At 44.7% G+C, this 24168-nt stretch carries 23 protein-coding genes; 9 read left to right on the top strand and 14 right to left on the bottom strand.

The features are described from left to right. Positions 1-25: 25 nt before the first annotated feature. A complete protein-coding gene (locus ACU1JV_RS18175) occupies positions 26-1219 on the bottom strand; it encodes a radical SAM/SPASM domain-containing protein (RefSeq protein WP_013372787.1) in 1194 nt (397 codons plus the stop codon). Positions 1220-1265: 46 nt separating this feature from the next. Beyond that, positions 1266-1544, bottom strand: coding sequence for an acyl carrier protein (locus ACU1JV_RS18170; RefSeq protein ID WP_013372788.1), 279 nt, complete (start codon positions 1542-1544; stop codon positions 1266-1268). A 363-nt stretch (positions 1545-1907) separates the two neighbouring features. Here ACU1JV_RS18170 and ACU1JV_RS18165 point away from each other — a divergent pair, with 363 nt between their 5' ends. From ACU1JV_RS18165 to nagA, 3 genes are read left to right on the top strand one after another with little or no spacing between them, the layout of a single operon-like run. Then, a complete protein-coding gene (locus tag ACU1JV_RS18165) occupies positions 1908-2774 on the top strand; it encodes a MurR/RpiR family transcriptional regulator (protein WP_413986911.1) in 867 nt (288 codons plus the stop codon). A gap of 2 nt (positions 2775-2776) precedes the next feature. After that, positions 2777-3505, top strand: coding sequence for a glucosamine-6-phosphate deaminase (nagB, locus tag ACU1JV_RS18160; RefSeq protein WP_413986912.1), 729 nt, complete (start codon positions 2777-2779; stop codon positions 3503-3505). Beyond that, positions 3502-4728, top strand: a complete 1227-nt coding sequence (gene nagA / locus ACU1JV_RS18155) for an N-acetylglucosamine-6-phosphate deacetylase (RefSeq protein ID WP_413986913.1) — start codon at positions 3502-3504, stop codon at positions 4726-4728. Before nagB ends, nagA begins: the two co-directional genes overlap by 4 nt. A 94-nt stretch (positions 4729-4822) precedes the next feature. Here the strand turns inward: nagA and ACU1JV_RS18150 are convergent, their stop codons facing one another. After that, positions 4823-5806: a YhcN/YlaJ family sporulation lipoprotein gene (locus ACU1JV_RS18150; protein ID WP_058830468.1), complete on the bottom strand. Its 984-nt coding sequence runs from the start codon at positions 5804-5806 to the stop codon at positions 4823-4825. 194 nt (positions 5807-6000) lie between these two features. On the opposite strand from ACU1JV_RS18150, the gene ACU1JV_RS18145 reads away from it, so the two are divergent. Then, a complete protein-coding gene (locus ACU1JV_RS18145) occupies positions 6001-7581 on the top strand; it encodes an esterase/lipase family protein (RefSeq protein ID WP_413986914.1) in 1581 nt (526 codons plus the stop codon). 117 nt (positions 7582-7698) lie between these two features. Here the strand turns inward: ACU1JV_RS18145 and ACU1JV_RS18140 are convergent, their stop codons facing one another. From ACU1JV_RS18140 to ACU1JV_RS18130, 3 genes are all read right to left on the bottom strand, one after another. After that, the gene (locus ACU1JV_RS18140; RefSeq protein WP_413986915.1) at positions 7699-8364 is read right to left on the bottom strand and encodes a hypothetical protein; all 666 of its coding nucleotides are present in this window, start codon (positions 8362-8364) and stop codon (positions 7699-7701) included. Between the two features lie 71 nt (positions 8365-8435). Continuing rightward, positions 8436-8576, bottom strand: coding sequence for a hypothetical protein (locus ACU1JV_RS18135; protein ID WP_230493740.1), 141 nt, complete (start codon positions 8574-8576; stop codon positions 8436-8438). Between the two features lie 23 nt (positions 8577-8599). After that, a complete protein-coding gene (locus tag ACU1JV_RS18130) occupies positions 8600-8962 on the bottom strand; it encodes a hypothetical protein (protein ID WP_040102982.1) in 363 nt (120 codons plus the stop codon). A gap of 187 nt (positions 8963-9149) precedes the next feature. Here ACU1JV_RS18130 and ACU1JV_RS18125 point away from each other — a divergent pair, with 187 nt between their 5' ends. After that, positions 9150-9353 carry a hypothetical protein gene (locus tag ACU1JV_RS18125; RefSeq protein ID WP_013372797.1) on the top strand — a complete coding sequence of 68 codons (204 nt, stop codon included), beginning with the start codon at positions 9150-9152 and terminating at the stop codon, positions 9351-9353. Between the two features lie 75 nt (positions 9354-9428). On the opposite strand, the gene ACU1JV_RS18120 is transcribed toward ACU1JV_RS18125, so the two are convergent. From ACU1JV_RS18120 to ACU1JV_RS18105, 4 genes are read right to left on the bottom strand one after another with little or no spacing between them, the layout of a single operon-like run. Next, positions 9429-10367 (bottom strand): DUF4340 domain-containing protein, encoded by a 939-nt coding sequence (locus ACU1JV_RS18120; RefSeq protein WP_025675294.1) that lies wholly within the window; start codon positions 10365-10367, stop codon positions 9429-9431. Next, complete coding sequence (locus ACU1JV_RS18115; protein ID WP_413986916.1) at positions 10364-11755, bottom strand: GldG family protein; 1392 nt, start codon at positions 11753-11755, stop codon at positions 10364-10366. The genes ACU1JV_RS18120 and ACU1JV_RS18115 overlap by 4 nt, the downstream gene beginning before the upstream one ends. A 5-nt stretch (positions 11756-11760) precedes the next feature. Then, a complete protein-coding gene (locus tag ACU1JV_RS18110) occupies positions 11761-12483 on the bottom strand; it encodes an ABC transporter permease (RefSeq protein ID WP_013372800.1) in 723 nt (240 codons plus the stop codon). After that, complete coding sequence (locus ACU1JV_RS18105; RefSeq protein WP_413986917.1) at positions 12480-13850, bottom strand: ABC transporter ATP-binding protein; 1371 nt, start codon at positions 13848-13850, stop codon at positions 12480-12482. Before ACU1JV_RS18105 ends, ACU1JV_RS18110 begins: the two co-directional genes overlap by 4 nt. Before the next feature lie 497 nt (positions 13851-14347). Between ACU1JV_RS18105 and ACU1JV_RS18100 the strand changes: the two genes are divergently transcribed. Continuing rightward, entirely contained in the window at positions 14348-15442 is a 1095-nt protein-coding gene (locus ACU1JV_RS18100; RefSeq protein WP_058830463.1) for a glycosyltransferase family 4 protein, read from the top strand. A 113-nt stretch (positions 15443-15555) separates the two neighbouring features. On the opposite strand, the gene ACU1JV_RS18095 is transcribed toward ACU1JV_RS18100, so the two are convergent. Further along, the gene (locus ACU1JV_RS18095; protein ID WP_413987511.1) at positions 15556-17409 is read right to left on the bottom strand and encodes a beta-glucoside-specific PTS transporter subunit IIABC; all 1854 of its coding nucleotides are present in this window, start codon (positions 17407-17409) and stop codon (positions 15556-15558) included. Positions 17410-17484: 75 nt separating this feature from the next. Then, a complete protein-coding gene (locus tag ACU1JV_RS18090; RefSeq protein ID WP_413986918.1) occupies positions 17485-18765 on the bottom strand; it encodes an apiosidase-like domain-containing protein in 1281 nt (426 codons plus the stop codon). A 215-nt stretch (positions 18766-18980) separates the two neighbouring features. On the opposite strand from ACU1JV_RS18090, the gene ACU1JV_RS18085 reads away from it, so the two are divergent. Further along, a complete protein-coding gene (locus ACU1JV_RS18085) occupies positions 18981-20012 on the top strand; it encodes a LacI family DNA-binding transcriptional regulator (protein ID WP_016324680.1) in 1032 nt (343 codons plus the stop codon). A gap of 74 nt (positions 20013-20086) precedes the next feature. Here the strand turns inward: ACU1JV_RS18085 and ACU1JV_RS18080 are convergent, their stop codons facing one another. Together ACU1JV_RS18080 and ACU1JV_RS18075 are read right to left on the bottom strand one after the other, a co-directional pair. Continuing rightward, positions 20087-20995 carry an NAD(P)/FAD-dependent oxidoreductase gene (locus ACU1JV_RS18080; RefSeq protein ID WP_413986919.1) on the bottom strand — a complete coding sequence of 303 codons (909 nt, stop codon included), beginning with the start codon at positions 20993-20995 and terminating at the stop codon, positions 20087-20089. A 111-nt stretch (positions 20996-21106) separates the two neighbouring features. Continuing rightward, positions 21107-21505 carry an Rrf2 family transcriptional regulator gene (locus ACU1JV_RS18075; RefSeq protein WP_013372810.1) on the bottom strand — a complete coding sequence of 133 codons (399 nt, stop codon included), beginning with the start codon at positions 21503-21505 and terminating at the stop codon, positions 21107-21109. Between the two features lie 158 nt (positions 21506-21663). On the opposite strand from ACU1JV_RS18075, the gene ACU1JV_RS18070 reads away from it, so the two are divergent. Together ACU1JV_RS18070 and ACU1JV_RS18065 are read left to right on the top strand one after the other, a co-directional pair. Then, entirely contained in the window at positions 21664-23589 is a 1926-nt protein-coding gene (locus ACU1JV_RS18070; protein WP_413986920.1) for a BglG family transcription antiterminator, read from the top strand. Positions 23590-23789: 200 nt separating this feature from the next. Then, entirely contained in the window at positions 23790-24158 is a 369-nt protein-coding gene (locus tag ACU1JV_RS18065; protein ID WP_013372812.1) for a PTS lactose/cellobiose transporter subunit IIA, read from the top strand. The last annotated feature ends 10 nt before the right edge of the window (positions 24159-24168 follow it).

Raw genomic sequence — 24168 nt, 5'->3', positions numbered from 1 at the left:
TATTCCATAGGAGATTCATAGGAAACTAAATGTATTTCAGAGAGCCTGCCCCATGCAGATACAGCACACTGCATTTGGAGCACACCGGCGTCAATCCTTCATGATTAATCTTTTGACGGGTTTTTTCATACGCATCCGAATTCCATATTTCCTTCAGACTGTGCTCACGCAAACTTCCAATCGTGAACTCACTGAAAAATTTGCAAGGCATAACCTTTCCGTCTGGTAAAATATCTGTTCTGGAGGTGAGCGCCAAACAATGATTGGAACAACGGCTGACCATTTCCTCGCCATGTATAAATTTATCAATTTCCTCATAATCCAAGCCGGGCTGATAACGCACGCGAATGTTCCATACCCGCTCATTGATCCGCTGTAATTCCTGCATCAGAGGGTCGATGTTAGCCGGGTTGATTTTATATTTGAAAGCATGCCAGCTACTAATATTTTTTTCTTCAAGTTGTCGGAGCCAGGAGAAATTACGTGTAAAATATTCATCCATTTTAAAGGAGGTTTCTTTGGAAATGTACCAGGGGAACGTTAGCAGCACCAGATCCAGCCTCTTATCCTCCAGCATTTGCAGAAATTCGTACATCCGTCCGATCATGTTATCGTTAATGACCGCATGGACAGTTACCCGTCCCTTGTACAATCCCTGATCGCGAAGTTCAATCAGCTTATCCATCTGCCGCATTGTTTTCTGAAAGGTGCCTTTACCGCGTATTAAATCGTGTTCTTTTTCAAAACCCTCAATCGCTATTAACAACTCCAGATTTTCGGACAAATCCAAAATCCGGTCCAAATATTTATCAATGAGTAGTCCATTTGTACAAAAGGTCATTTCACGCCGATCTTCCGCCAGCACGTCCAAAATTTCATCAAAGCGCCGGTGAAACATCGGTTCACCACCCCACATGTACAGTCTGGACTTCACTTCCTTCGTTTCGCTCAAAATCTGCCGAAGCATATCCGGGGCAAGATCCATATTCTGTTCTTCTTTATCCATTTGGTGATGATAGCCTTCCTCGTTCCATTCAAAGCAGTGCGTACATCTTAAATTACAACGGTTGGTCAGCTTAATACCGATCGTCTGGGGCATGTCCGTTTTGAAAGCCGGATCCTGTGTTGCGTTACGATAAGACACGGAAGCGTTTTTCAGGTTACGCTTGATGAGCTTGAAAGCCTTCTCATCAATCAGCACATTGCTTTTGGGCTGCATGCTAACACCTCGTTTAATGGATTTTCAGGCAAAGTCTACCCTGCGTTCAGACTGTCTCCATACCTTCCGGGTGCGACACTTGCTCCGCATCGCTAATTCCTTGAATGTAACTGCAAAACGCATCTACTGAACGGAGATGTTCCAACTCAAAGGAATCAAAATCAATCTCCACATCAAATGCATCCTCCACTTGCAGCATGAAATGAACCAACTGCAATGAATCCAGTCCCGCATCATGAATAATGTCCGAATGTCCATTCAGCTTAGCGACCAATTCAGGATCTTCCTTGACCGCGCTGATCATTTCAATCACTTGGCTTTGCATAGCAAACTCCTCCTTGTGAATGAGATCCTACTCTTCCGTCCAACGATGCCCTTTGAAAAGCTCCTAGTAAAATTCCTTGATTGGAACTATATTCAATTATACTCCTCCATTGAAGAGACAAGTCAATAGGTTGTTTTGTAAGTAAAAGTCGCAAAATGTAAATTAATGTATGATAACTTCTACAAATTTTTCTGCATTTATTATTCATTTATAGAAGCTACACTTGAAAGTGATCAGCCTCTCCCCTCTTGTATGAAGTGCGTAATTATTTTACAATATACACGAAAATATTTTTCTTAATTTCATTTAATTAAATGATACTTTTTTTCACAAAAGCATTATATAGCTAAAGGAGCACAGCTCATGTCCCCCATTCTTCATACATTATCCCATCGACTGGAGCAGTTGCCTGTACAAGAGCGTAAGCTGGCGGAATCTATCCTGCAAGCCCCGGAGGATGTGCTGCATCTGGGTATTCGGGAACTGTCAGAGCGTTGCGGTGTGAGTGCCGCAACCGTTACACGGTTTTGCAAATCACTACATTTTAAAGGGTATCCCGATTTCAAAATGAAGCTGGCCGCCGAATTGTCCCATTCCAACCTTATAGGTGAAGAATCCTATCAGGACATTGTGGCTGGAAATTCACTTTCCCGTATCGTGCAGGCTATTCAGGCAAACCATACGGCCTCCATTGCAGACACGACCCGGTTGCTGGATTTGGGCAAGCTGGAGCAGGCCATTGCATGGCTGTCAGCCACAAGCCGTATTGATCTCTATGGGATGGCAACATCCTCGATTGTGGCACAGGATTTTTACCAGAAGCTGATCCGTATTGGCAAGAATAGCACTGCCTTCGCAGATTCTCACATGCAGATTACCTCTGCCTCCTCGCTCGGAGCGGAGGATGTGGCCTTTGCCGTCTCTTATTCAGGAGAAACCCAGGAGACCATTGCGGCTCTACGCTGTGCAAAGGAACAGGGTGCCAAAACATTATCCCTGACCTCCTTCGGAAACAATACGCTGGCAAGCCTTGCGGATATTGCGCTATTTTCCTCCTCATTGGAGGAAGGAATGCGACGTGGAGACATGGCCTCCCGCATCGCCCAGCTTCATATTATAGATATCCTGTTTACAGGTATGGTGAGCGCGAATTTTGACAAATATATTCCGAGATTGGAAGGTTCATATCAACAAGTGAGTAAGCTTAAAAAACAACCAGGGGGGCACTAAAGATGAACATTCGCATTTTGAACAGCCGTGAAAACCTGAACGCTACTGCTGCCACTGTGATCGCCAGCTTGCTGCTGTCCAAACCACAAGCTATGCTGGGCTTGGCCACCGGTAGTACACCGATAGGCATTTACCGACATCTTGCGGATATGTACTGCAAGGGACAGGTGAGCTTTGCTCGCGCCTACTCCGTGAATCTTGATGAATATGTTGGTCTCTCCCCAGAACATCCGCAGAGCTACCGAAGCTTTATGAATGAGCACTTGTTTCAGCATATCGACATTCCCATACCTCATACACACGTCCCTAACGGGAATGCTCTAAATCTCACAGCAGAATGTGCAGCGCACGAGCAGGCCATTCTGGATCATGGACCTGTGGATCTCCAATTGCTTGGCATTGGTCATAACGGCCATATCGGCTTTAACGAACCCGGTCACAGCTTGACCGGAGCCACACATGTTGTAGATTTGAAAGAAAGAACGCGCTCAGCGAACGCCCGATTTTTTGGCGATATCAATGCAGTGCCCAGACAAGCAGTGACGATGGGGGTTGGCACCATTCTTAAGGCGAAGCAAATTATGCTGGTGGCCTTTGGCGCAGAGAAGGCCGACATTATAAGGCAGGCTTTAACTGGACCCGTCACAACAGAGTGTCCGGCTTCCCTGCTGCAATGCCACCCCAACGTGCTTATTTTACTGGATCAGGAAGCAGGAGGATGGTTCAAATGAAGTCAGATGAAATGAACGGTAACATACCGCAGCTATTGTATGGTCAAGTCGTCGTTGGGAATGACATCATTCCCAACGGAGTTGTCATCATTGAGGGGCAATCCATTGTATACGTTGGTTCAGAGGAGGATTTGCCCGTGGATTGGACCTCAGTGGTCTTAGGCAATCCAGAAGAAGGTGCCACAAAAGCGGCGAATATTGTTCGTCAGGAGGAGGGGTACCTGCTGCCAGGCTTTATTGATATTCATGTTCACGGCGGTAACGGCGAGGACTTTATGGACTCTGATTCGAGGGTGCTGGATACCATCACCTCCTTTCACAGTTCGCAAGGAACGACGGCTATGCTGGCTACCACTATGACTGCGCCCAAGGAACGAATTGACCGGGTATTAAAAGAAGTTCACACATACATGGCATATCCCATGCCCCATGCGCAGTTGGAGGGAGTGCATCTGGAAGGACCTTTCATTAGTCCGAACTGGGCAGGAGCACAAAACCCGGAACATATCGTGCCTCCGAACCTCGCTTGGATGGCAGAATGGGAGCAGCGCTATCCGGGTCTTGTTCGCCAGGTCACACTTGCGCCTGAACAAAAAGGCGCCCTTGAACTCATCGCATGGCTGCGTAGCCACGGCATTACTGCGGCGCTCGGTCATACGGATGCTACGTATGAAGAGGTTGAACAGGCAGCATCGGCGGGCCTGAACCATGCCGTGCACACCTTTAATGCCATGACTCCGCTGCATCACCGCAAGCCAGGAGCCGCGGGAGCTGTACTCGCTGATCCGCGCATTGAAGCAGAAATCATTGCAGATGGTATCCATGTGCATCCTGCTGCTATTTCCCTGCTTGCCAAGTTAAAGCAGGACCATAATCTCATCCTCATCACCGATGCCATGTCAGCCACCGGGCTGGAAGATGGTCATTATAAACTCGGTGATTTGCCAGTGATTGTACAGGATGGTGTCGCACGACTGGAGGATGGCGTCACTTTGGCAGGAAGCACACTAACGATGATTGAGGGCTTCCGTTATCTAGTTCAACATGTAGGCTTGAGTATCCCCGAGACATCACAAATGGCCAGCCTGAATCCGGCTCGATCCCTGAACATAGCTGATCGAACAGGCTCACTTGAAGCAGGTAAACAAGCAGACGTCTTGTTGCTGAATGCCGACTTAAATCTGCAAGGTGTATGGATTAAAGGAGTGCGCAAATCGTTATAGTTATATAATCCCCGCAAAAGAAAGAGCTATTCCATCAGCGTAACCGCCGAGATGGGATAGCTCTTTTTGGGATATTCTCAATTAAGGGTTTGAATTAGCGATGATTCATCGGTGCGGGCGTATTATTTTGTGGACGTGTTGGTGTTGTATTTTCCATTGGACGGTTTGTATCAGCCGCCGAAGTCGGGAATACACGTTCAATCACATCCACCATTTCATTGCTCAAGCCTCTGATCGGATGACCATTTTGTACACTGCGTGTAAAGTCAGAGGTTTGTCTAACAAAGTCCGGGTTAGCCGATACATGCACCTGTTCAATGGAAGGTGCAAATTGCTTAATCTTGTTAGCAATTCGGCTCTTGACTGCATCAGTTGGTTCATATGCAGTTCTTGCTCCCTCGATGGTGTTGTTGCCGTTATCTGTGCGATTGTTGTTGTCCGTCAAGCCACGCAACATACCGTACGAGCCTGTACCCATCGTACCGAACAAACCGTCATCACGACGTGCAGGTGTTCCATTCCCGGTAACTCCATTGTCTGTCATTCCAGGCGTTGTAGTACCTGTAGTTCGGTTTCCTCTGGTGCCATTAACGCCATTCACACTCGGTACATTCCCGTTACGCCCTGTATTATTAGCACTCGGAGTACCGTCAATGCTTGGAGCACCAACACCCGTTCCGTTAGCTTGGTCTTTCAAGGAAACGGCTACATAGGCATGTCGTTCACCAACCAATACTGTCGCAGACTTTACATCCGGCATCTCGGATATACGTTTGGACAAGTTGCGATCGACTTGCAGATTACGGATTGGATGTCCGGTTCTGTTGCCATTTTCATTCAATGACATCCCGTCCATACCGTTGGATTTAACCCCATAACGATTCACACCATCCATACGGTTTACACCATCTAAACCATAACGATTCACACCATCCATATGCTGTGTGCTTTGCGCGTTATAGCGTGTACTGTTCGTACGAACGTTATGATCAGCATTTCCACACCCGGTTAAAGCAGCCATGCTGGCGAGTAAAGCAGCTGAAATCGTAAAACTGATGACTTTCTTAGTTCCTGGCATGAACTCATCCTCCATACATATAAAATGTGTGACGAGATTAGCATGTGCCATCAATCTTAGGGATATCCTGACTAAAAAATGACTGAAAAAATAAAATTTTAATGTAAATATGAAATACAATTGATGATTTACCACAAGATGGCATGTATAATAAGTTTGAAATACTTAATTTTACAAAAAGGAGGATTTACAGTTTGAAGAAGCTCACCGTTTTGATGCTCATTTTTTTGTTATCCGTCACTCTTATCCCCGCCGGTGCTTTTGCAGGCTCCACTACACCTGAAGCACCGAAAGCTCCCGCCGGAAGCTGGACAGAAGGCCCACCACCTAATCGCGTTGATCCTACCAAACCCGCACTATTGTTTGTACATGGTTTGAACAGTAGCGCCGAAGTGTGGACCAAGAATAATAATGATATGCTTCAGCAAGCACGTGACGCTGGGTACCAGACGGCCACCATTAATTTGTACGATGCGAATGGCACATCCCAGGATATGTGGGACAATGGCAAGCTTCTAGCCGACAAAATCAAAGTCATTAGTAATCATTTCGGAAAAAAACTCATCATCATCGCCCACAGCAAAGGTGGAGTGGATACTCAAACCGCTCTCGTGTATAACGGAGCAGCTCCTTATGTACAACGTGTCATCACCCTCAGCAGTCCCCATCATGGTTCACAACTTGCAGATCTCGCCTACAGCAGCTGGGCCGGATGGCTGGCAGATATCGTCGGCTCACAAAATCCCGGCACCTCTACGTTACAAACATCTTATATGAAGTATTTCCGAACCAAAACGGATGCACTCAGTAACGCGACTACAATTCCATTCTTCACGTTTGCAGGTGATAACTGGTCTGGCGGCACTGCTTCCTACATACTGGGTGGAATGTATCTCTCATCCTTCGGCAAAAATGATGGAGTGGTCACAGTCGACAATGCTAAGCTTCCCGGCGGACGTGTAGTTAAAGTCGGTTCCTGGGATCATGCCAAGGTTCGTACCGGTTCTTACGTCTTCTCCCTGATCCAACCTTACCTCCAAGCGAACACTCCAGCATTGAATCAGGAAACTGAGGCATTTTCAGCAGCGTATTCCCTGACTGCTTCTGCTGTACAATCCACCTATAACGAGATCGATAATTCATATTTTATTCGAGGCGGCGATTATAATGGAAAAGCCTCCGAAACCCTCACGGTTGAAAATGGTGTCCAATCCATTGATCTGGACTGGATCAGCGATAAACGTGTAAGTCAGCTTGAGCTGACCAAACCTGACGGTACTAGCGAATTGCTTAATGTGAAAGCAGGTCGTGATGAAGAAATCTTTGCTGGTGCCTGGCATCATAGTGCAGTAGTTACCAATCCCCAACCAGGCATCTATAAGTTGAACGCCGTAATTCCTGATCATGGTGCATATCTCCTGATTGCACGCTATCATGCCGCTCAGGTCCCTGAGCTCAAATACAATCTAAATGCAGTGGGCCCGAGACTAAATCTGAAGTCCCAGGATTCGCAAACCAGCGTTACACAAGTCACTTACCAAGTTCAATACTATGGTGATCCGCAACAAGGAATGACTACAGCGTCCAAAGGTCTGACATTGCAGCAAAAAACCGTTACTCCTACTGGGCAAATTGAGCTTTCCAAAGCGGACAAGCCAGGCATCTATTCCGTAACCTATGAAATTAACGGCACCACAGCAGCAGGATATCCTTACCGCCGTACAGCAGTTCAATCCATTTATATTGACGCTGACGGCAACAAGTATGTTGACTAAATAAATCTACAACCTAAAAAGCCTGCAAACACCTATCATAGTGTAGGCGTTCGCAGGCTTATTTATTATTCCAAACATCTTTTATAGAGAAATTACAGTATAATCCATGTATTGTGTTCAATCCGTTGTCTGATTCCTCAGTTTATGAAGCCAATAATAGCGGTGCAGCTCCATAATAAAATGAAAAAGAACAAATGCAAGCATGGAGTATACACACATCAATACTGTAGCAACGAATTGTTGTGTAGCAAATCCGAGGGAGAGATTGGCTATCAAATAACCAGCCCCGGTAAATATGGTCATCGTTACTACAGCTTCTCGCTTATGTTTTTTCTTCACTTTTGGTTCTTTCTTATAATTTGAAGGATTTTTGAATTTCGCCAGATGATATTTGATATAGCAGTACAAGGCGATTCCATAAGCGGCAAAAGAACTTATAAAATACCATGGAGTATCCAGACCCAACATACCATAAGCAAACTTTTGTGTCATAATCATGAAGCCAATAGAGCATACCAAACCAAATACACCACGGAATAAAACATAATTCAACTGCAATTTGCGTGGCATTATGACCAGTACAAGCGCCCAAATATTAATCAGAACAATCGGTGGCATCAGCACATAAACATAAACTGCAATGTAGGGATTTCCTATTAAGGGAATAGTCAAAAACAGATCTAACAGCAATAAAACAAGAATGATAACATTGGAGCGAATACGGTTAACTGGATACAACTTCATATTTTTTTCAAATAAAGCCCTGCTATCACTCATAAACATATAAGCCCTCCGTCACATAAGTTAAACCTACCGATAAGGATAGACAAGGCTACATCCATTGTCCACTTTTTCTATATCTCTGTTTTCAGCTCTTGACGTAATTCTTCAATAAAATCAACCACGATACTTTGAACAGCATCTTCACGGGACATACGTATATACCGACTCGTCCTCTGAATGTCTTCCTCGAACAAATAAAGTATCCTGCTCATGGCCTCCTGATCCCCACTTTGTGCTAATTTGAGCCATTGGACGAACTCAGCATCCGAAATAACTCTTTGAGCATTTTCTTTTTCCATTTATTCACCGCCTGTTGGGATAGCTTTAACTCTTTTGCAATCTGTGCTTCGGTTTTGTCTAGTATGTAAAGGTCAAAGATGATCATTTTTCCGATCTCAGAAGATAGAGAGTTGATAAGCTGTAGTGTGTACATATTAGAGTTTGCAGATTCTGTAAAAGATGGAGCGATGACAGTTTCGTTCTTTTCCATTACAAATTCATGATTGGTTTGTACCCGAGCACGATACTGGATTCTCCAAGCAATGCGGTACAACTTCTTTCGGTATTGTTCGACCAATGTTAGCTGAGATTTTTCCAATCTAAATCACCCTTTCTATTTGGATTTGACTTTTTCTAAATCCTCATATTATAGGGTAATTTGCAATTCTATTTTACAACCAAAACAGAACATTTGTTCCTATTTATTATACTATTTTTACAATCAGTTGTATATGGTTCTTTTAATTTACCTTCCTTTATATATGGCTAAAAAGGAGGGAAATACATTGCAGATGGATGATGCTCTTTCTCTGGTTACCAACGTAGGCTTTCCGGCTGGACTTTGTTTTATTTTATTGCGGCACATCCTGCACACGATGGAGGAAAAGTTGGATAAGCTGGATCTCTCACTTCATGAGCTGATTCAGGTCATCCAAGATTTAAATGACAATAACAGCCCTTCTTCCAAAAGCAGCAAGCCTGATGAATAACGAACACAAAGAAGCTCCACACGACGATTATTCGCCGTTGGAGCCTCTTTGTTCAGCTTATTATAAATGTAATGATTATTGGCTAGCCTTAGCCTGGTCATGACCACTCTGTTCAGCACGGTTCACATCAGAAGCGGACAGGCCATAAGCCCAGTTGCTTTGTGGCGGTACAACCCACACGGTATCTGGATCATCGTTAAGTGTCCAGCCCTGATAGACCAGCTGGGAATCTTCCTTGCCCAGCGATATGCTCAGCGTAAAGCGGTGAACAGGCTTGTTCAGCTCGGAGGCTTTGCGCAAGGCCTGACTGCTAGCCAGGTTTTTGATTTGCTGTGAAAGGGAAGTTGCCGTATCACCGGCTACTGACTTGCCGTTTAGCGTCCAAGATGCGGAAGCACTATCTCCAGTTCCACTGCTACCGGAGGATCGGAGCATCCATGAGGCATTCTGGCCTTCCCACTCTATTCCGCTCAGCTTGGTATCATCCCAATCAAACGGCGTTGTATCTGTAAAATCATCAGCACCCAGCAACAAACCCGAAAGTGTATCTATAGGTACGGAAGCTATCTCTTTTTGGTCTGATAGTACATAGACAGCATCTCCGGAAGGCAGCGTTTCACCGAAGGCAAAGGTGCGAACGTCACCCTTCTTGGTCTTAATCTCAATCTGGTCATTGGTAGCGCTAATTCCATATTTGGCTACGTCTGTGGGGGATGATTCCACGACATCACCCAACTTTACATTTTGAATCGCAGCTAGCCAATTGTCTATTGTATATTGATTTAACGGGTAAGATCGTGGCTTACTCATGCTCCATTTGCCATCACGTTGATTAAGTTCCACTGACTTGCCGTCCTTTCCAGTGATCGCAAAAGACGTAATATCTCCTTGCGTAAGCTGAACGAGCTGGCGAGCCGCCGGGGCTTGTTCACGAAAGAAGTTTTGGCTCTTGGCATAGATTATACCCGCTCCCAATACAACTAGCAGCAGCACTGTGGGTATCCATTTTCTCATGCACTTTTTCGCCTCCACCATAATAAGATTCCGATCACCGCAAACAGCAGCGGCAATCCGACGACAGATATGGCCAATACCGTTTTCGCTTGTGCAGCAGTTAAATAAGCTACCTTAAAATCCTGCTCCTGACGAGGACGAATAGTGAGTCTATCAGAGTGTTCCTGCACATAATTCAAGCTATTCAGCACAAAGTCTCGATTCCCTCCTGTGCTGATCTCCGTGTCGCTTAGAAGGGCTGACGTTCCGAGAATAACCGCTTTGGGCTTGCCGTCTTTCCCTTCTACCGCGTAACCGAGATCAAGCGGACCCTGTGGGTCCTTGTCATCCTTCTGCGTTTCATTGTTCAGCAGTCCCCGGATATTCGTTTCGCCATAGCTTGCTGCAGAAGATTTCATCAATAGCGTCGTCTTCCAATCCTTCTGCTCTCCTGCCTGCAAAGCAATAGACAGCGAAAGAACAGGATATAGATTAGAGGCCGCCAGTTTATCAGTAATCGCATGACTGCCAAAGGTAGGAACCGTCCATAGAGGGCCCAGCGTATTCGTCTGTTCCTGATCCACCACGATAGCATGAGTATCTTTCACTCCATAATCAGCCGCTAATGCGTCAAGATTTTTCCAGTTGGACCCCATGTTCGGGTGAAATCCTAACGCCATAAAAAGCTTTCCACCATCATTCAGATACGTACGAATACTTTTCAATTCCGTCGCGCTAATATCCCGCTCTGGTCCAACAATAGCCAGTACAGACGCATCTTTGGGCACACTACCCGCTTGATTAAGCTGAACTTCCTCTGTTTTCACATTATCTTGCGCCAATGAGCTGCTTAATTCGGTCATTTGGGACAAAGGAATTTCCTCATGCCCTGTCAGAAAAACCACCTTTCCTTGACGGGTAGATGACAATGCCAGCAGTCCACTAGTCAGCTTTTCTTCCCCTGTAAATTGGTATGCCCCTTCACCACTCCCCTGGGCTTGCGTAAATAGGCTTCCAATATCTATAACCCGCTTTTTCTCTCCCTGCACCAGCACAATGGAAGCTGCAGTAACACTATACTGCTTAGCCAGTATCGGTTCCTGATTCAAATCGTATTGCTCGACTTTGAGCTTCTTGTTACGCTTGGCATATTCATTCAGCATATCCGTAACATCCCGGTTCAGCTTCTGATTCTGCGAAGTGGATACGGTAAAGGCAATTAATCGTACGTCTTCCTTTACACCCTGAATGGTCGTCAACGTCTGATCAGACAGCGTATACTGCTTGCCTGCCGTCAGATCCAGTTGAAAGCCTCCCAGCGAGCGCAGAAATAACGTCAATAGAATAAAAATACCTACAGCAGCAATTGATAGTACCATACTATTGGTATGACCCAGCCATTTTTTCATATTCATTACCTCCACCGTTTCCGTTCAACCACTTGGATGCTAAATAGCAAAAAGAGCGCCGCCACCGTCACGTAGTACAATACATCGGCTCCATTCAGCAATCCTTTGGTGAAACTATCAAACCGTGCAGTTAGTGAAAAAGGTTCCAGCCACTGCTGCAGCGCCGCAGATGCGCCCGTTTGTCCACCAAACGAATCCAGCATCCAGAAAACGAGTAAAAGAATAAAACTGACGACCGCTGACATCATCTGATGCTGTGAAAGCGTTGATGCGAATAAGCCGATTGCCATCATGGCTGCGCCAAGCATAAACAGGCCGATCACGGATGTAAATACCAGCGTCCAATCCAGCGTCCCATAAAAGGACATCACGACCGGATACGCCAGGCTGCACAATACTAATATGAGCAACATGCCTAACGATGCCAAAAATTTACCCATCATGATTTCCGTCACACTCACAGGTGAGGTAAGCAGCAGTTCATCCGTACCCTGCCTGAATTCCTCTGCAACCAGCCGCATCGTGAGTAATGGGACAACAAACACCAGCATGGACAATGTATCACCGAGTACCAGCCGATAGTCCAAAATACTAGGCTGATACATCACAAAGTTCGTGTAAAATAGTAACCCCGTCAGCAGCATGTACACCGCAAGCGCAAAATACGTCGTTGGGGTCCATAGATAGGCTTGCAGCTCCTTTTGACAGACTGCGAACAAACGCCTCATGACCGATTACCTCCTGTATCCTTGTCTTCTTCAACCTTGTTATCGCTGGCCGAGGCTTCTCCATGATCCGCCGTGATGACCGTTGCTTCATTCTTAGAGGTATGTAGATCATGAACCGCTGGATCGCCGCCCTGACCTTCTTCCGTCTCGCGAGTCGTTAACTGCTGGAAGATATTTTCCAAGCTTAGGTTTTCTTTTTTCATTTCCAAAATCGGAAGCTTCGCATCCGACAGCACAAAAAACAGCTCTTCGCGAAAATCCTTATCGGAAGCTCCTGTAAGCAACAATTCGGTCAAATCCTGCTCTGTGGCAGTCAGCTTCGTATTCACTGATGGCAGAGTAGGCGCCAAAGATTCAACTTGTACTTTTCCCCAAGCTCGTATAACATCCATTACCTGCTCACGCTTGCCTTTGACCTCCAGTTTCACCTTGAATCCATCTTCCATCGAACCGCCGAGCGCGTCAGGACGCCCGTCCATGACCAGTTTCCCTTCGTGAATGATCAGCACCCGATTGCACAAAGCATCCACCTCAGGCAAAATATGCGTGCTGAGCAATACCGTATGATTTTCACCAATCTCCTGAATGAGCTGACGAATCTCTAAAATCTGATTGGGGTCTAAACCCGAGGTCGGTTCATCCAACACTAATAAATCCGGATTATGAATAATTGCACCTGCCAGCCCCAGACGCTGTTTGTACCCTTTGGACAAGCTACGGACCAATTGTTTTTCACGTCCATTCAGGCCCAGCCGGGAAATCATCTCCGAAATACGCAGCTTCTGCTCTCTCACAGGCACGTCCCGAATACTAGCTACAAACTTTAAGTAGGATCTTACAGACATATCCCCATACAAAGGGGGCGTCTCCGGCAGATAACCGATTTTGGAACGAGCCTGTCTGCCTTTATCCTGAATCGGGATACCATCAATCGTAATTACTCCCTCGTTTGGCTGAAGATATCCTGTAATCATGCGCATCGTGGTCGTTTTACCCGCACCATTTGGCCCCAAGAAACCAACAATTTCACCGCGCTGCATTTCAAAATCCAACTTATGTACGCCCCGGTTGCCCTCATACCACTTGCTCACCTGCTGCACTTTGAGCACATGTTTCACCCTTTCTTTATTCGTAATCTTCTCCCTGCTGTTCCTCTCCCCCAAAATGTTGCATGAGAAGCGGGTAGCAGCGAAGCGGAGGATTTGAAGCTGGAGAAGCGCCAGCGTTCGCGGAGCGGTCTCATTCCCGCTGCTCCCCTCCCCCAAAATGTTGCATGGGAAGCAGTCAGTAGCGAAGCGAGAGATTTGAAGCTGGAGAAGCGCCAGCGTTCGGAAGCTCAAAGCCTTCGCGAAGCGGTCTCCTCGCACTTCATGCTACACTTTTAAATTCTAATGATAATCCCCCACATATAGCTCCAGCTTAACATCACTTAAATAGAAGCTTAAAATAATGTGTCTAAAATGTGAACATAACACCACATCTACTATCATTACGTCTACCGTTGGGTACGCCCGGTTCATAAGGTATTGAATATATTGTAGAAGGTGAAGAACACAGCATCCGATTAGACCAGCTCCGCTTGTATCATGCCCGTTAGGACGAGTGCATCGCTACGCTGCAACAGCATCTTGCCATGCCGCAGGCGCGCTGGGCCGATAAACGCAGTGCACTATATGATCTTGGAGCCCTCGTTTGCTACGAGTTGGGTCTAATGCACAAAGCACGTGAGTTTGCGAAAGAAGCAACAGAGCGCTCCCCGGAAGATTCTCGCCTCAGCCATAATTATGCGCTGATTCGAGCCAGGCTTCCGTAGAAACCCACACCCCGTCCTGTAGGTTGAATAACTTGGTATAAGAGCTTGTGGTTGGCAAAGGAGGTTTTTGATATCAAAGTTCTATTTACTTTTTATATACCGAGCGGTGGCGTGGAAACCTTGAACCGTCAACGCTGTAGAGCGCTCATTCAGGACGGGATTGAATGTCATCTTCTCTATTATCGGCAGGGTACAGGGATGCAAAACCTGCACGGCGATATTCCGGTGTTCATGACTTCCTCTGAAGAAGAAATTCGAAATCTGGTGGAATCTCATCGGTACGATGCAATTATTGTCTCTTCGGACTATCCTATGCTCCCCAGACTGCGAATGTTGGGCTACCAAGGGATACTAATCTATGAATCACAGGGCTTTGGCACTCACGAAGAAGCAGCAAGGATTGTCGCAGATGCCGTTCCGTATCTTCATAACCATGCCAATGCGGTACTTCTACCGGAAACAACTCACCTCGTACAGCTATTTTCCAGCATATGTCCATGGCTTAATCGTTTTGTATTCCCAAATGTTCTGGATACTAACGTATTTAATTATGTACCTAACACTCCCCCGGCTAATCCGGTCATTGCATGGGTTGGGCGATTGGAGCCCAATAAAAATTGGAGGCATTTTGTCGACATCTCTTACTGGATGCTAAAAAATCGTGCCGATCTTCGGATTTGGATGTTCTATGATGACACCTTGTCTCAGCCAGAGGATAAAATACAATTCGAGGACATGCTTGCTCAGCTTGGTATGTCCACGATTATCGAGCGTCTTAAAAGCGTACCTCATGCTAAAATGCCTTTGTATTATTCCATGATTGGCGACTCAGGCGGGTATCTGCTCTCGACTTCGCTGGTGGAAGGATTCGGCTATGCGGTAGCTGAGGCGATGGCCTGTCGTTGTCCGGTGTTAAGCTCTGATTCAGACGGGGTACGAGCATTCATTGATCACAATGAAACCGGTAAATTTTATCAGCAGGGAGACACTTTACAGGCGGTACTGCAAGGACTGGAACTGATGAACAACGTACCTCATCGCGAATCTATCCGCCAGAAGGGGCGTACACGGATCGTTAACCTGTTGGCGCCGGATAAATATGTGCGCTCCTTCCGACAGATGATGAACTCGTTGGGGGTATGGTAACCTGTTATTGTAGTACATGCTGCAAAATCTGTTTCCATATTCAAAAAAGCTGACGACAACCACAGGGTTATCGTCAGCTTGATGAGTTATCTCTCTATTATTGTATTGGGATTCTATCTGATCCTCAATAAGCGATCTCCTACATGAATATCCTTAGATTCTTCAGCTAAGATATCTGTGTACACCGCAGTATTGGTTACAATAACAGAGGTGGTGAGATCATATCCTTCATTCACTATAGCTTTTGGATCAAATTCAACCAGCTTGTCCCCTTTTTGAATCGTATCTCCTTCAGACACAAAAGAAGTGAAATGTTTTCCTTTCAAGCTGACCGTATTAATTCCAATGTGAATGAGCAGTTCAACTCCATCCTCAGAGATCAGTCCAATCGCATGTTTTGTTTTGAAAACGGTAACAACAGTTCCGTTAAAAGGTGCGTAAGCTACTCCTTCTAGGGGGATAATCGCGGCTCCCTGACCCATCGAACCACTGGAGAAAGCCTCATCTTTCACTGCGGTCAAACGAATCAATTCACCGTTTAAAGGACTGAATACCGTTTTTTCTTCCTCTTTGCTTTCATTTGCAATTTTAATATCAGGCGAAGGTTTTGCATTTTTATAGCCGAAAAGATAGGTCAGTATAAATCCGACTACAAAAGCTACAACCAAAGATATGATAAAGCCTATGAAGCCTGTATCTATCCCCTTTGGATTAATGAATAAAGGTATACCAAAAATCCCGCCTGAAGCAAATCCATATGCTGTTGAGCCGAGTAAGCCCGCTACAGCTCCTCCTATACCCCCAGCGATCGAGGCTAAAATAAACGGTTTTTTGGTAGGTAGCGTAACTCCGTAAATAGCTGGTTCCGTAACCCCCATCAAACCCGCGATTGTGGCAGAAGTGGCAATGGGTTTTAATTTGGGGTCCCGTGATTTCAAAGCAATGGCAAAAGCCGCACCTGTTTGCGCAAACGTAGTACAGAACAGCATACCGTTAATCGGATCAAAACCGTTCGTAACTACATTATTCAGGAGAATCGGAATGAACGCCCAATGCAAGCCGAAGATAATAATGCCCTGCCAGGACCCGGCCAGAATGAGACCAGCTATAGCCGGACTTAACTCGTAAATCCACATGGAGCCTTTGGCTAACCCATCGCTGATTATAGTTGCTATCGGCCCGACAACCAGAAAAACAATCGGTGATATAATGACCAAGGTCAGAAAAGGCACAATGAACATTTTAATGGAAGCAGGTGCATACCTACTTATAAATTTTTCAACCTTAGCTGCCAAGAACGCCCCAATAATGATAGGTATAACAGAAGAAGTATAATTAATCAGAACGACTGGTATGGTCAAAAAGGACAGTGCCGTTTTATCCGTAAAGGCGGAAGTCATGGTTGGGTACACCAAGGCGGCCCCTAAAACAGCAGACAGATACGGGTTTCCTCCGAATTTTTTACCTGCTGAAAACCCTAGAATAACCGGAAAGAAATAAAACATAGCGTCTGCTGTGGCATATAAAATTTTATACGTACCCATCTGATCAGTCATCCAGCCCAGTGATGTGCATAAGGCCAACAGTCCTTTTAAAATCCCGACAGCGGCGAGCACGCCAACAACAGGCATAAACACACCTGAGATTACATCGACAAATCGACTGAACAGGCTCGCTGTTTCATTCTTTTGATCGTCTTCAGCAGCCTGGTCTTCAGGCTTTACTCCCATCGTATCCAAAAGAGCCTCGTATACTTTGGGAACCTCATTCCCGATCACCACCTGGAATTGGCCGCCACTTTCCACGACGGTAATAACACCGTCAATCTGTTTGATTTTTTCTTTATCTGGCAATTGATTATCCTTCAGTTTGAATCTCAAACGAGTGACACAGTGAATGACACTGTTCACATTTTCGTTTCCCCCCACCGATCTAAGCACTTCTTTGGCTGTCTTTTGGTAATCCATCATGATCACTCCTACTTGGATGCGTTATCTACTTTTCTACTCCACCTGTTGCCTTACTCCTATTCTTCTCCTGTTTTATTTCGTTCCGATGATCACAACATCACTTTCAAAACCATGCATATCAATGACAGATTGCTCAGCCTGGGCATCTACCTCCGTTTGGGCAAATCGTCTCTCCGCTAAATCAATGGTTATAAACTTGTAGTCCTGTAAATTCATACTTAGCCGCACCTTCGTGTTAACCGGGATATACAAGACGATGGTATTCTCGTTCCCCGCAGCTCTGATCTCCTCTGTCTTGTTTAAAACAATATCCAGCGGCTTTATGCCGATCAGATTGTACATTTCAAATAAATATTTAATAAAGGAATAATCCCATGCGCCCTCAAAACGCAGTGCCGTTCTCCAATCATAGGGACTATCAAAGCCCTCTCCTTCTACAATTCCGAACTTCTTGCCTTTTTTATGCCAGCTCCAAATGCCATGCGCTCCATAGGTAATTCCCGCTCCCCCGCCTGCGAGTAGACTTTGCCATGCTGCTTTTCTGGCATCCAGTGCGGTGTATCTACCATACACATTGCGGCTGTAACTGATCTGTTCATAGCAAGGTTCTCCATTGATGACGGGACGGATCTCTGGCTTGTGGTAAAAATGCTGGGCAATCTCGTGGGCGACATGCTGAAACTGAGAATTATGTCCTGATTGATACATATAAAATCCAAGACCCTTGTGTTGCTCAAAAGCTTCAGGAATTTCCCTCAATCTTCCTTGGATATGCAGTGCAGTTAGGCTTGCCGGGCTTAATTGCTGTACCGTTTCCAGCGCCTTCAAATAGTATGCATTAGCACGTTCTGTAGGAAAATCAGTATCCCCGCTGATCAAATAAACAGGCTTGAAGCGGGAATAGCGGTTTACAACATAAGTTACATAGCTTTCAACGCAATCCATCGGCATTTTATTGCCCTTCTGGAACATTTCAGCCCATGTATCCGGTACATAATTACACCACAGAAGTACCAAGGCTGGAATAAAGCCGCGCTCTACAGCCATCTGGATCATGACTTCTGCCCGGTCAAAATAGGCTACGCTTAATGTGTGATAGTCGAAATCTCCATTTTCCAGTAATGCAAACGGTTGTAGATTCAGGTCTGATTCGCTGGCATCCCATTGCCGGAGCATGTTGATTTGCAAAACGTTGAATCCCTGCATCTTTCGATAGTCCAGGTAATCGCTCCACTCTTCAATCGTGGCGTTGGTAAATACGCTCCAGACGGTATCTGCCAAGTAAAAGAAAGGCTTGTCCTTTTCCACAAAACTTCTTTGATTTTTAGCAATACTTAAACTCAAACAAATCACCCTCTCACTCATAAACAAAACTAAACTAATATATAATTTTATACGATATTGAATAAAATAAACTAAATAAAGCGTTCACAATTGAATATTAACATTATGTATCTGAAAAGGTCAACTCATTTTATGCGGCATTTGTTTAGTTTAATTTATAAACTAAACTTTATTATATAATCATGATATAATTTATATAGTTTAGTCCAATGGGAGGTTCCATGTTGAAAATAGATGATATTGCAAAGCTTGCCGGTGTTTCAAAATCAGCCGTCTCTTTAGCATTTAATAACAAACCCGGTGTTAGCGAAGAAACCAAAGAGCATATTTTAAGAATTGCCCACGAGCATGGATATAGACCACGTACCATGAAGTCAAATAAGGAATTTACGAAGAGTCACCATGTCATTCGTTTTGTTGCATGCAAAAATACAGGCATCGTGACCGAGCAATACGAATCACTTCCATTTTTCAATGAATTGATCCATCATATTACCAATCAAGTGAGAGAACATGGCAATACTTTGATTTTTTCATCATTTGATAGCCATAGCCTGGAGGCAGAGTTGTCTGCTCTGGAAAAGGACCAGCCTTCTTCAGGTATACTTCTGCTGGGCACCAATCTAACTGCCGAGATTATTCATTCCTTACAATCTATTCATTCCAATATCGTAGTTTTAGATACTTGCTTTGAACACGTTGATGCCAGCTTTGTATCTATTAATAACTATCTTGGAGGGTACCAGGCAGGCCAATATTTAATCCAGTCCGGTCACAGAAATATAGGATACGTACAATCCAGTACCAGAATTCTTAACTTTACAAAACGAAAAGAGGGGTTCATGGCTGCTTTAGAGGAGCACAATCTTGCCATAGATCACGGGCTTACATTCGATATGCATCCGATGCTTGTAATGTCACAGGAATCATTTAAAACAGCTATTCATGAACTGAATGAGCTGCCTTCAGCCCTATTTTGTGAGAATGATTACATGGCAATCAGTGCTATTAAAACGTTTCAGGAAATGAACATTCGAGTGCCTGAACAAATTTCTGTCATGGGGTTTGATAATATTCATGAAGCCAAGGTCATTAGCCCGGAACTCACAACCATTCATGTGAAAAAGGATATTTTGGCCCGAACGGCTGTAAATTTGCTGATGGAAAGACTTAATCACAATCAGGAGCATCATACTCAGGTTCTCGTGAATACAGAGGTTATTGAAAGAAGGTCTTGTATAGACGCAGAATTATAATCAAGTGAATAGAAAAAGGCCGCCTATATGGCGGCCTTTTCCAGCATCCGATTCACATCGAACATTTCAAATGCTCAACACTCGTTGAAATCTTCCTCTGTCAAATCCAGATTTACGCTCGCAGCAGTTCGACTGCCATCGGCCGCAGCAAAAATCAACTGAGAAGGCATGAAGTACGAAGAATCCCCGGCAGCATATACACCAGGTATGGAGGTTCTCCCCGCTCCATCCGTTTGGATCCCGCCCGACTCTGTCCTTTCACAGCCCAAACGTTCTCCAAACGGTGTACTTTGTACAAATTGGGGGGTCACAAAGCCGCCGACTCTCGGGACTTGAGTGCCGTCCGTAAAGGACGCATACTCCAGCTGCCCGTGGTGACCGATGAACGCTGCAACAGGCTGCTCCATGACCACGACTCCTTTAGATTGAAGTCGTTCTTTTTGCTCGTCCGACAAGAATGCCTGACCATTCGTGCAGACAAGCAAATCCTTACTCCAGTTCAGGAGCAGTTTGGCTGTATGATATATAGCTGGCGACTCAGAGACGAGGACAAGCGGTTGATCCCGTAGCTCCCAGCCATCGCAATAAGGGCAATTAAACAAACTTTTCCCGTAGAACGTATAAAAACCTTCGATCTCAGGGAATACCTCCTTTACGCCCGTCGCCAGTATCAATTTTCGCGCTTGAACACGAAGGCCTGAAGAATCAAACACCTCGAATACAGATTCTTTTTTCGTAACCGAAATAACCTCGGTTGGCAGATGATGGACAGACGGATAACGTAGTACTTCCTCATAAGCTACACGGCGGAACTCGGCCGGCGCTACGCCGTCTCTCGTAATGAAACCGTGCGACGCATGCGTAACCGCATTTCTGGGCCGGTTATTATCGATCAAAGCCACACTTCTCCTTGCCCTGCCAAGCACAAGGGCTGCATTCAATCCGGCGGGCCCTCCGCCAATAATAGCGCAATCGTACAACATACATTCAGCTCCTTTTCAAAGATATTAAAGACTCTTTATATCTACAATAAAAAACAAAAAAACACTTCACATCACTGACAACCACCCTCTTTCTATATCTAGCCGTTACCTTTATATTTGCGCTTGCTTTTGCGCCAAATCGACCAATTTTGTATTTTTAAGATGGCTCTCCATTTTCTCCTCCGCTTCCCTCATTACAGCTTGAATCAGACATTCTGATCCATGGACAAAATCACATTCAAACAAAGAATTCGTCCCTTCAATGGCATGGATAATATCCAAAAAGGTAATATCGTCTTTATTGCGGGATAAGCGATAACCTCCATTGGCTCCAGAGACCGATTCGATCATCCCCGCTTTCACAAGCCTCGTCAAAATTTTTGAAAGATACGTGGGTGAGACTTGTTGCGCTTCGGCCAATTGCTGAACACCTATAGGCTTCACTGACGAATCCGTAACAAGCATAAGCATGGTATGCAGAGCATAATTGGTTGCTTTGGTAAATTTCATAACTACACCTCAATCACAGACTTATTGTGTCTATAATATCTTTGAATATACTGGGGTGTCAAGATCATAGGTGATTTGCGCTGTGGTTAGTTCTTCTTTTGGTTACGCTCTAAGCATTGTATACTGTTCATCAGAACAGCTCAGGAAGGGGGTTCGTTTTGCGTATTTTTGATATTCTGCGTATATTGGTTGCTGAACAGATGATCAAGGGTGAACATTTGGCGAATGCGTTGAAGGTATCCTCTCGAACCATACGAACAGATGTAAAGGAATTGAATGCACTGTTGTCACGGCATGGAGCGGCTGTCAAACCCCTTAAAGGAACAGGCTACAGGCTAGAGATTCAGGACGAACAAGCATTTCATCATCTGCTGAAGCAATTAAAGGACTATGAAAACAATGTGCCCCATCTATTAGCGAGTTCTTCTGAAGCCAGACATCGTTTTTTAATAAAAAAACTGCTGCTTACTCATGCATACGTCAAACTTGATGATTTAGCTGAGATGCTGTATGTTAGCCGATCTACTTTACAGAATGACCTCAAAGAAGTGCGCAAATTACTGTCAACTTATGGACTATCGCTGGAGAACAAACCCTATCATGGGATTCGAGTCAAGGGGAATGAGGCCAAGCTGCGTTATTGCATTTCCGACTATATATTTAACAGGACAGATGAAATAGGCGGGCAACAGATGCCCCACCCTTCTTTGATCTCTAACGAAGAGCTGGAATTCATAAGAGAAGTGATTCTGGAGCGGATTGAGTATCATGATATTCAGTTGTCAGACATTGCCCTGAACAATCTGGTCATTCATATCGCTATAGCATGTAAGCGTATTCGTGAAGAGAGGTATGTATCGTATTATCCTCAAGAGATGAAAAAAATCGAAGCGCAAAAAGAGTTTAGGGTTGCGACTGAGATCGTATCTGCTCTGGAACAGAACATGAAACACTCCTTTCCACTTGTTGAAATTGCGTACATTGCTGTGCACTTGCTGGGTGTAAGGACCGTTGTCAGGGTCCATATGGATGAAGTAGAGATTAAAAAAATTATTGATAAAAATATTTACGAACTGACGATCGAAATATTAGACCGAATCGATCAGCAGTTGAACATGAACATTCAAAACGATCAAGAATTGCTGATTGCATTTTGCCTTCATCTCAAACCAGTCCTGAATCGTTATCAATACGGAATGAATTTGCGCAACCCCATGCTGGATGAAATCAAAGCCCATTACCCACTTGCTTTTGAAGCAGGCATCATTGCTGCGGAAGTTATCAAACAGCGACTTCATATACACATCGAGGACAATGAAATTGGGTATTTAGCCATTCATATCGGAGTCGCAATGGAGAGAAAGAAAATGGAGGGCACACCCAAAAGATGTATGATCGTATGTGCTTCCGGACTCGGCAGCGCAAAGCTGCTGTACTACAAGCTTCAATCCGCTTTCGGTTCCAGGCTGGAGATCGTAGGAACCACTGAATTTTATAAGCTGAGACAAATGCCGTTGGATGCATTGGACTTTATTATTAGCACGATCCCCATATCAGAACCGCTTTCTATCCCCATGATCCATGTGAATACATTTTTGGGCAGTTCGGATATTACTAAAATTGAACAAGCCATCTCAGAGTCAAAACTTCCTGCTGTACAGTATATTCGAAAAAAATTGATCTTTCTTCAGCAGAAGTTTGATAACAAACTGCAGGCACTTGAATTCATAGCCGAAAAGATACAAGAAGCAGGTCTTGTAAAAGGTCCTTTGTTGCAATCTGTGATAGAGCGTGAAACTGTTTCCCCCACTTCATTTGGCAACTTTGTCGCGATTCCGCATCCGCTGGAACCTTTTGCTGATTCCACGTTTTGGGCCATTTGTACATTACAAAAAGCTATCGACTGGGATGGCAAGCCCGTACAGTTTATTTGCATGCTCTGCATACAGCGCACCAAATCAGAAGATTTACAAAGTATGTATCATATTTTGCTTAACATTTTAAATCATGAAAAGCTAGTCCAGCAGCTTATTCGCTGCAAAACATACACGGAATTCGTAGAGGTGCTGCATAAAAATAGTTGAACATTAGCAGGATGCAAGTAAAGGAGAAATCAGAAGCCTATATGGCAGGGATTTCTCTTTTTTTATGTTTAGTAATAGAGATATCAACTAGAAAGACCGATTGATTTCCGTTAAGAAGAGGAAATAATATGCGTTATGTTGAAAGCGATTCCAAATTATAATGACGATACGAGCAAATGAATGAAAGGAGTCAAGAACATATGAATAATGATGAATCAGTAGAACACGCTGTGAACATGGAGGACATGGATGATACAGAGATCGTATTCCAAATTATATTATACGCTGGGAATGCGCGCAGCTCGGCGATGGAAGCGATTGAGCTTGCAAAGGCGGGCAAATTTCGGGAATCCAAAGAAGAACTGGCCTCAGCTAAAAAAGAACTAGTGTCTTCCCACAAAATTCAAACCAGAATCATTCGTAAGGAAGCAGCCGGTGAAAAAACAGAGATGTCCGTCATGATGGTGCATGCCCAAGATCATTTGATGAATGCCATCACCATTCACGATATGGCCTCAGAATTTATAGACCTGTATGAACGCATTGATCAGCTCGGATTAAAATCGTAGAGGGAGGGCG

This window comes from Paenibacillus sp. T2-29 (genome assembly GCF_052921365.1).
The sequence above is the reverse complement of the archived record's forward strand: the minus strand, read 5'-3'. Positions and strand labels throughout refer to the sequence as shown.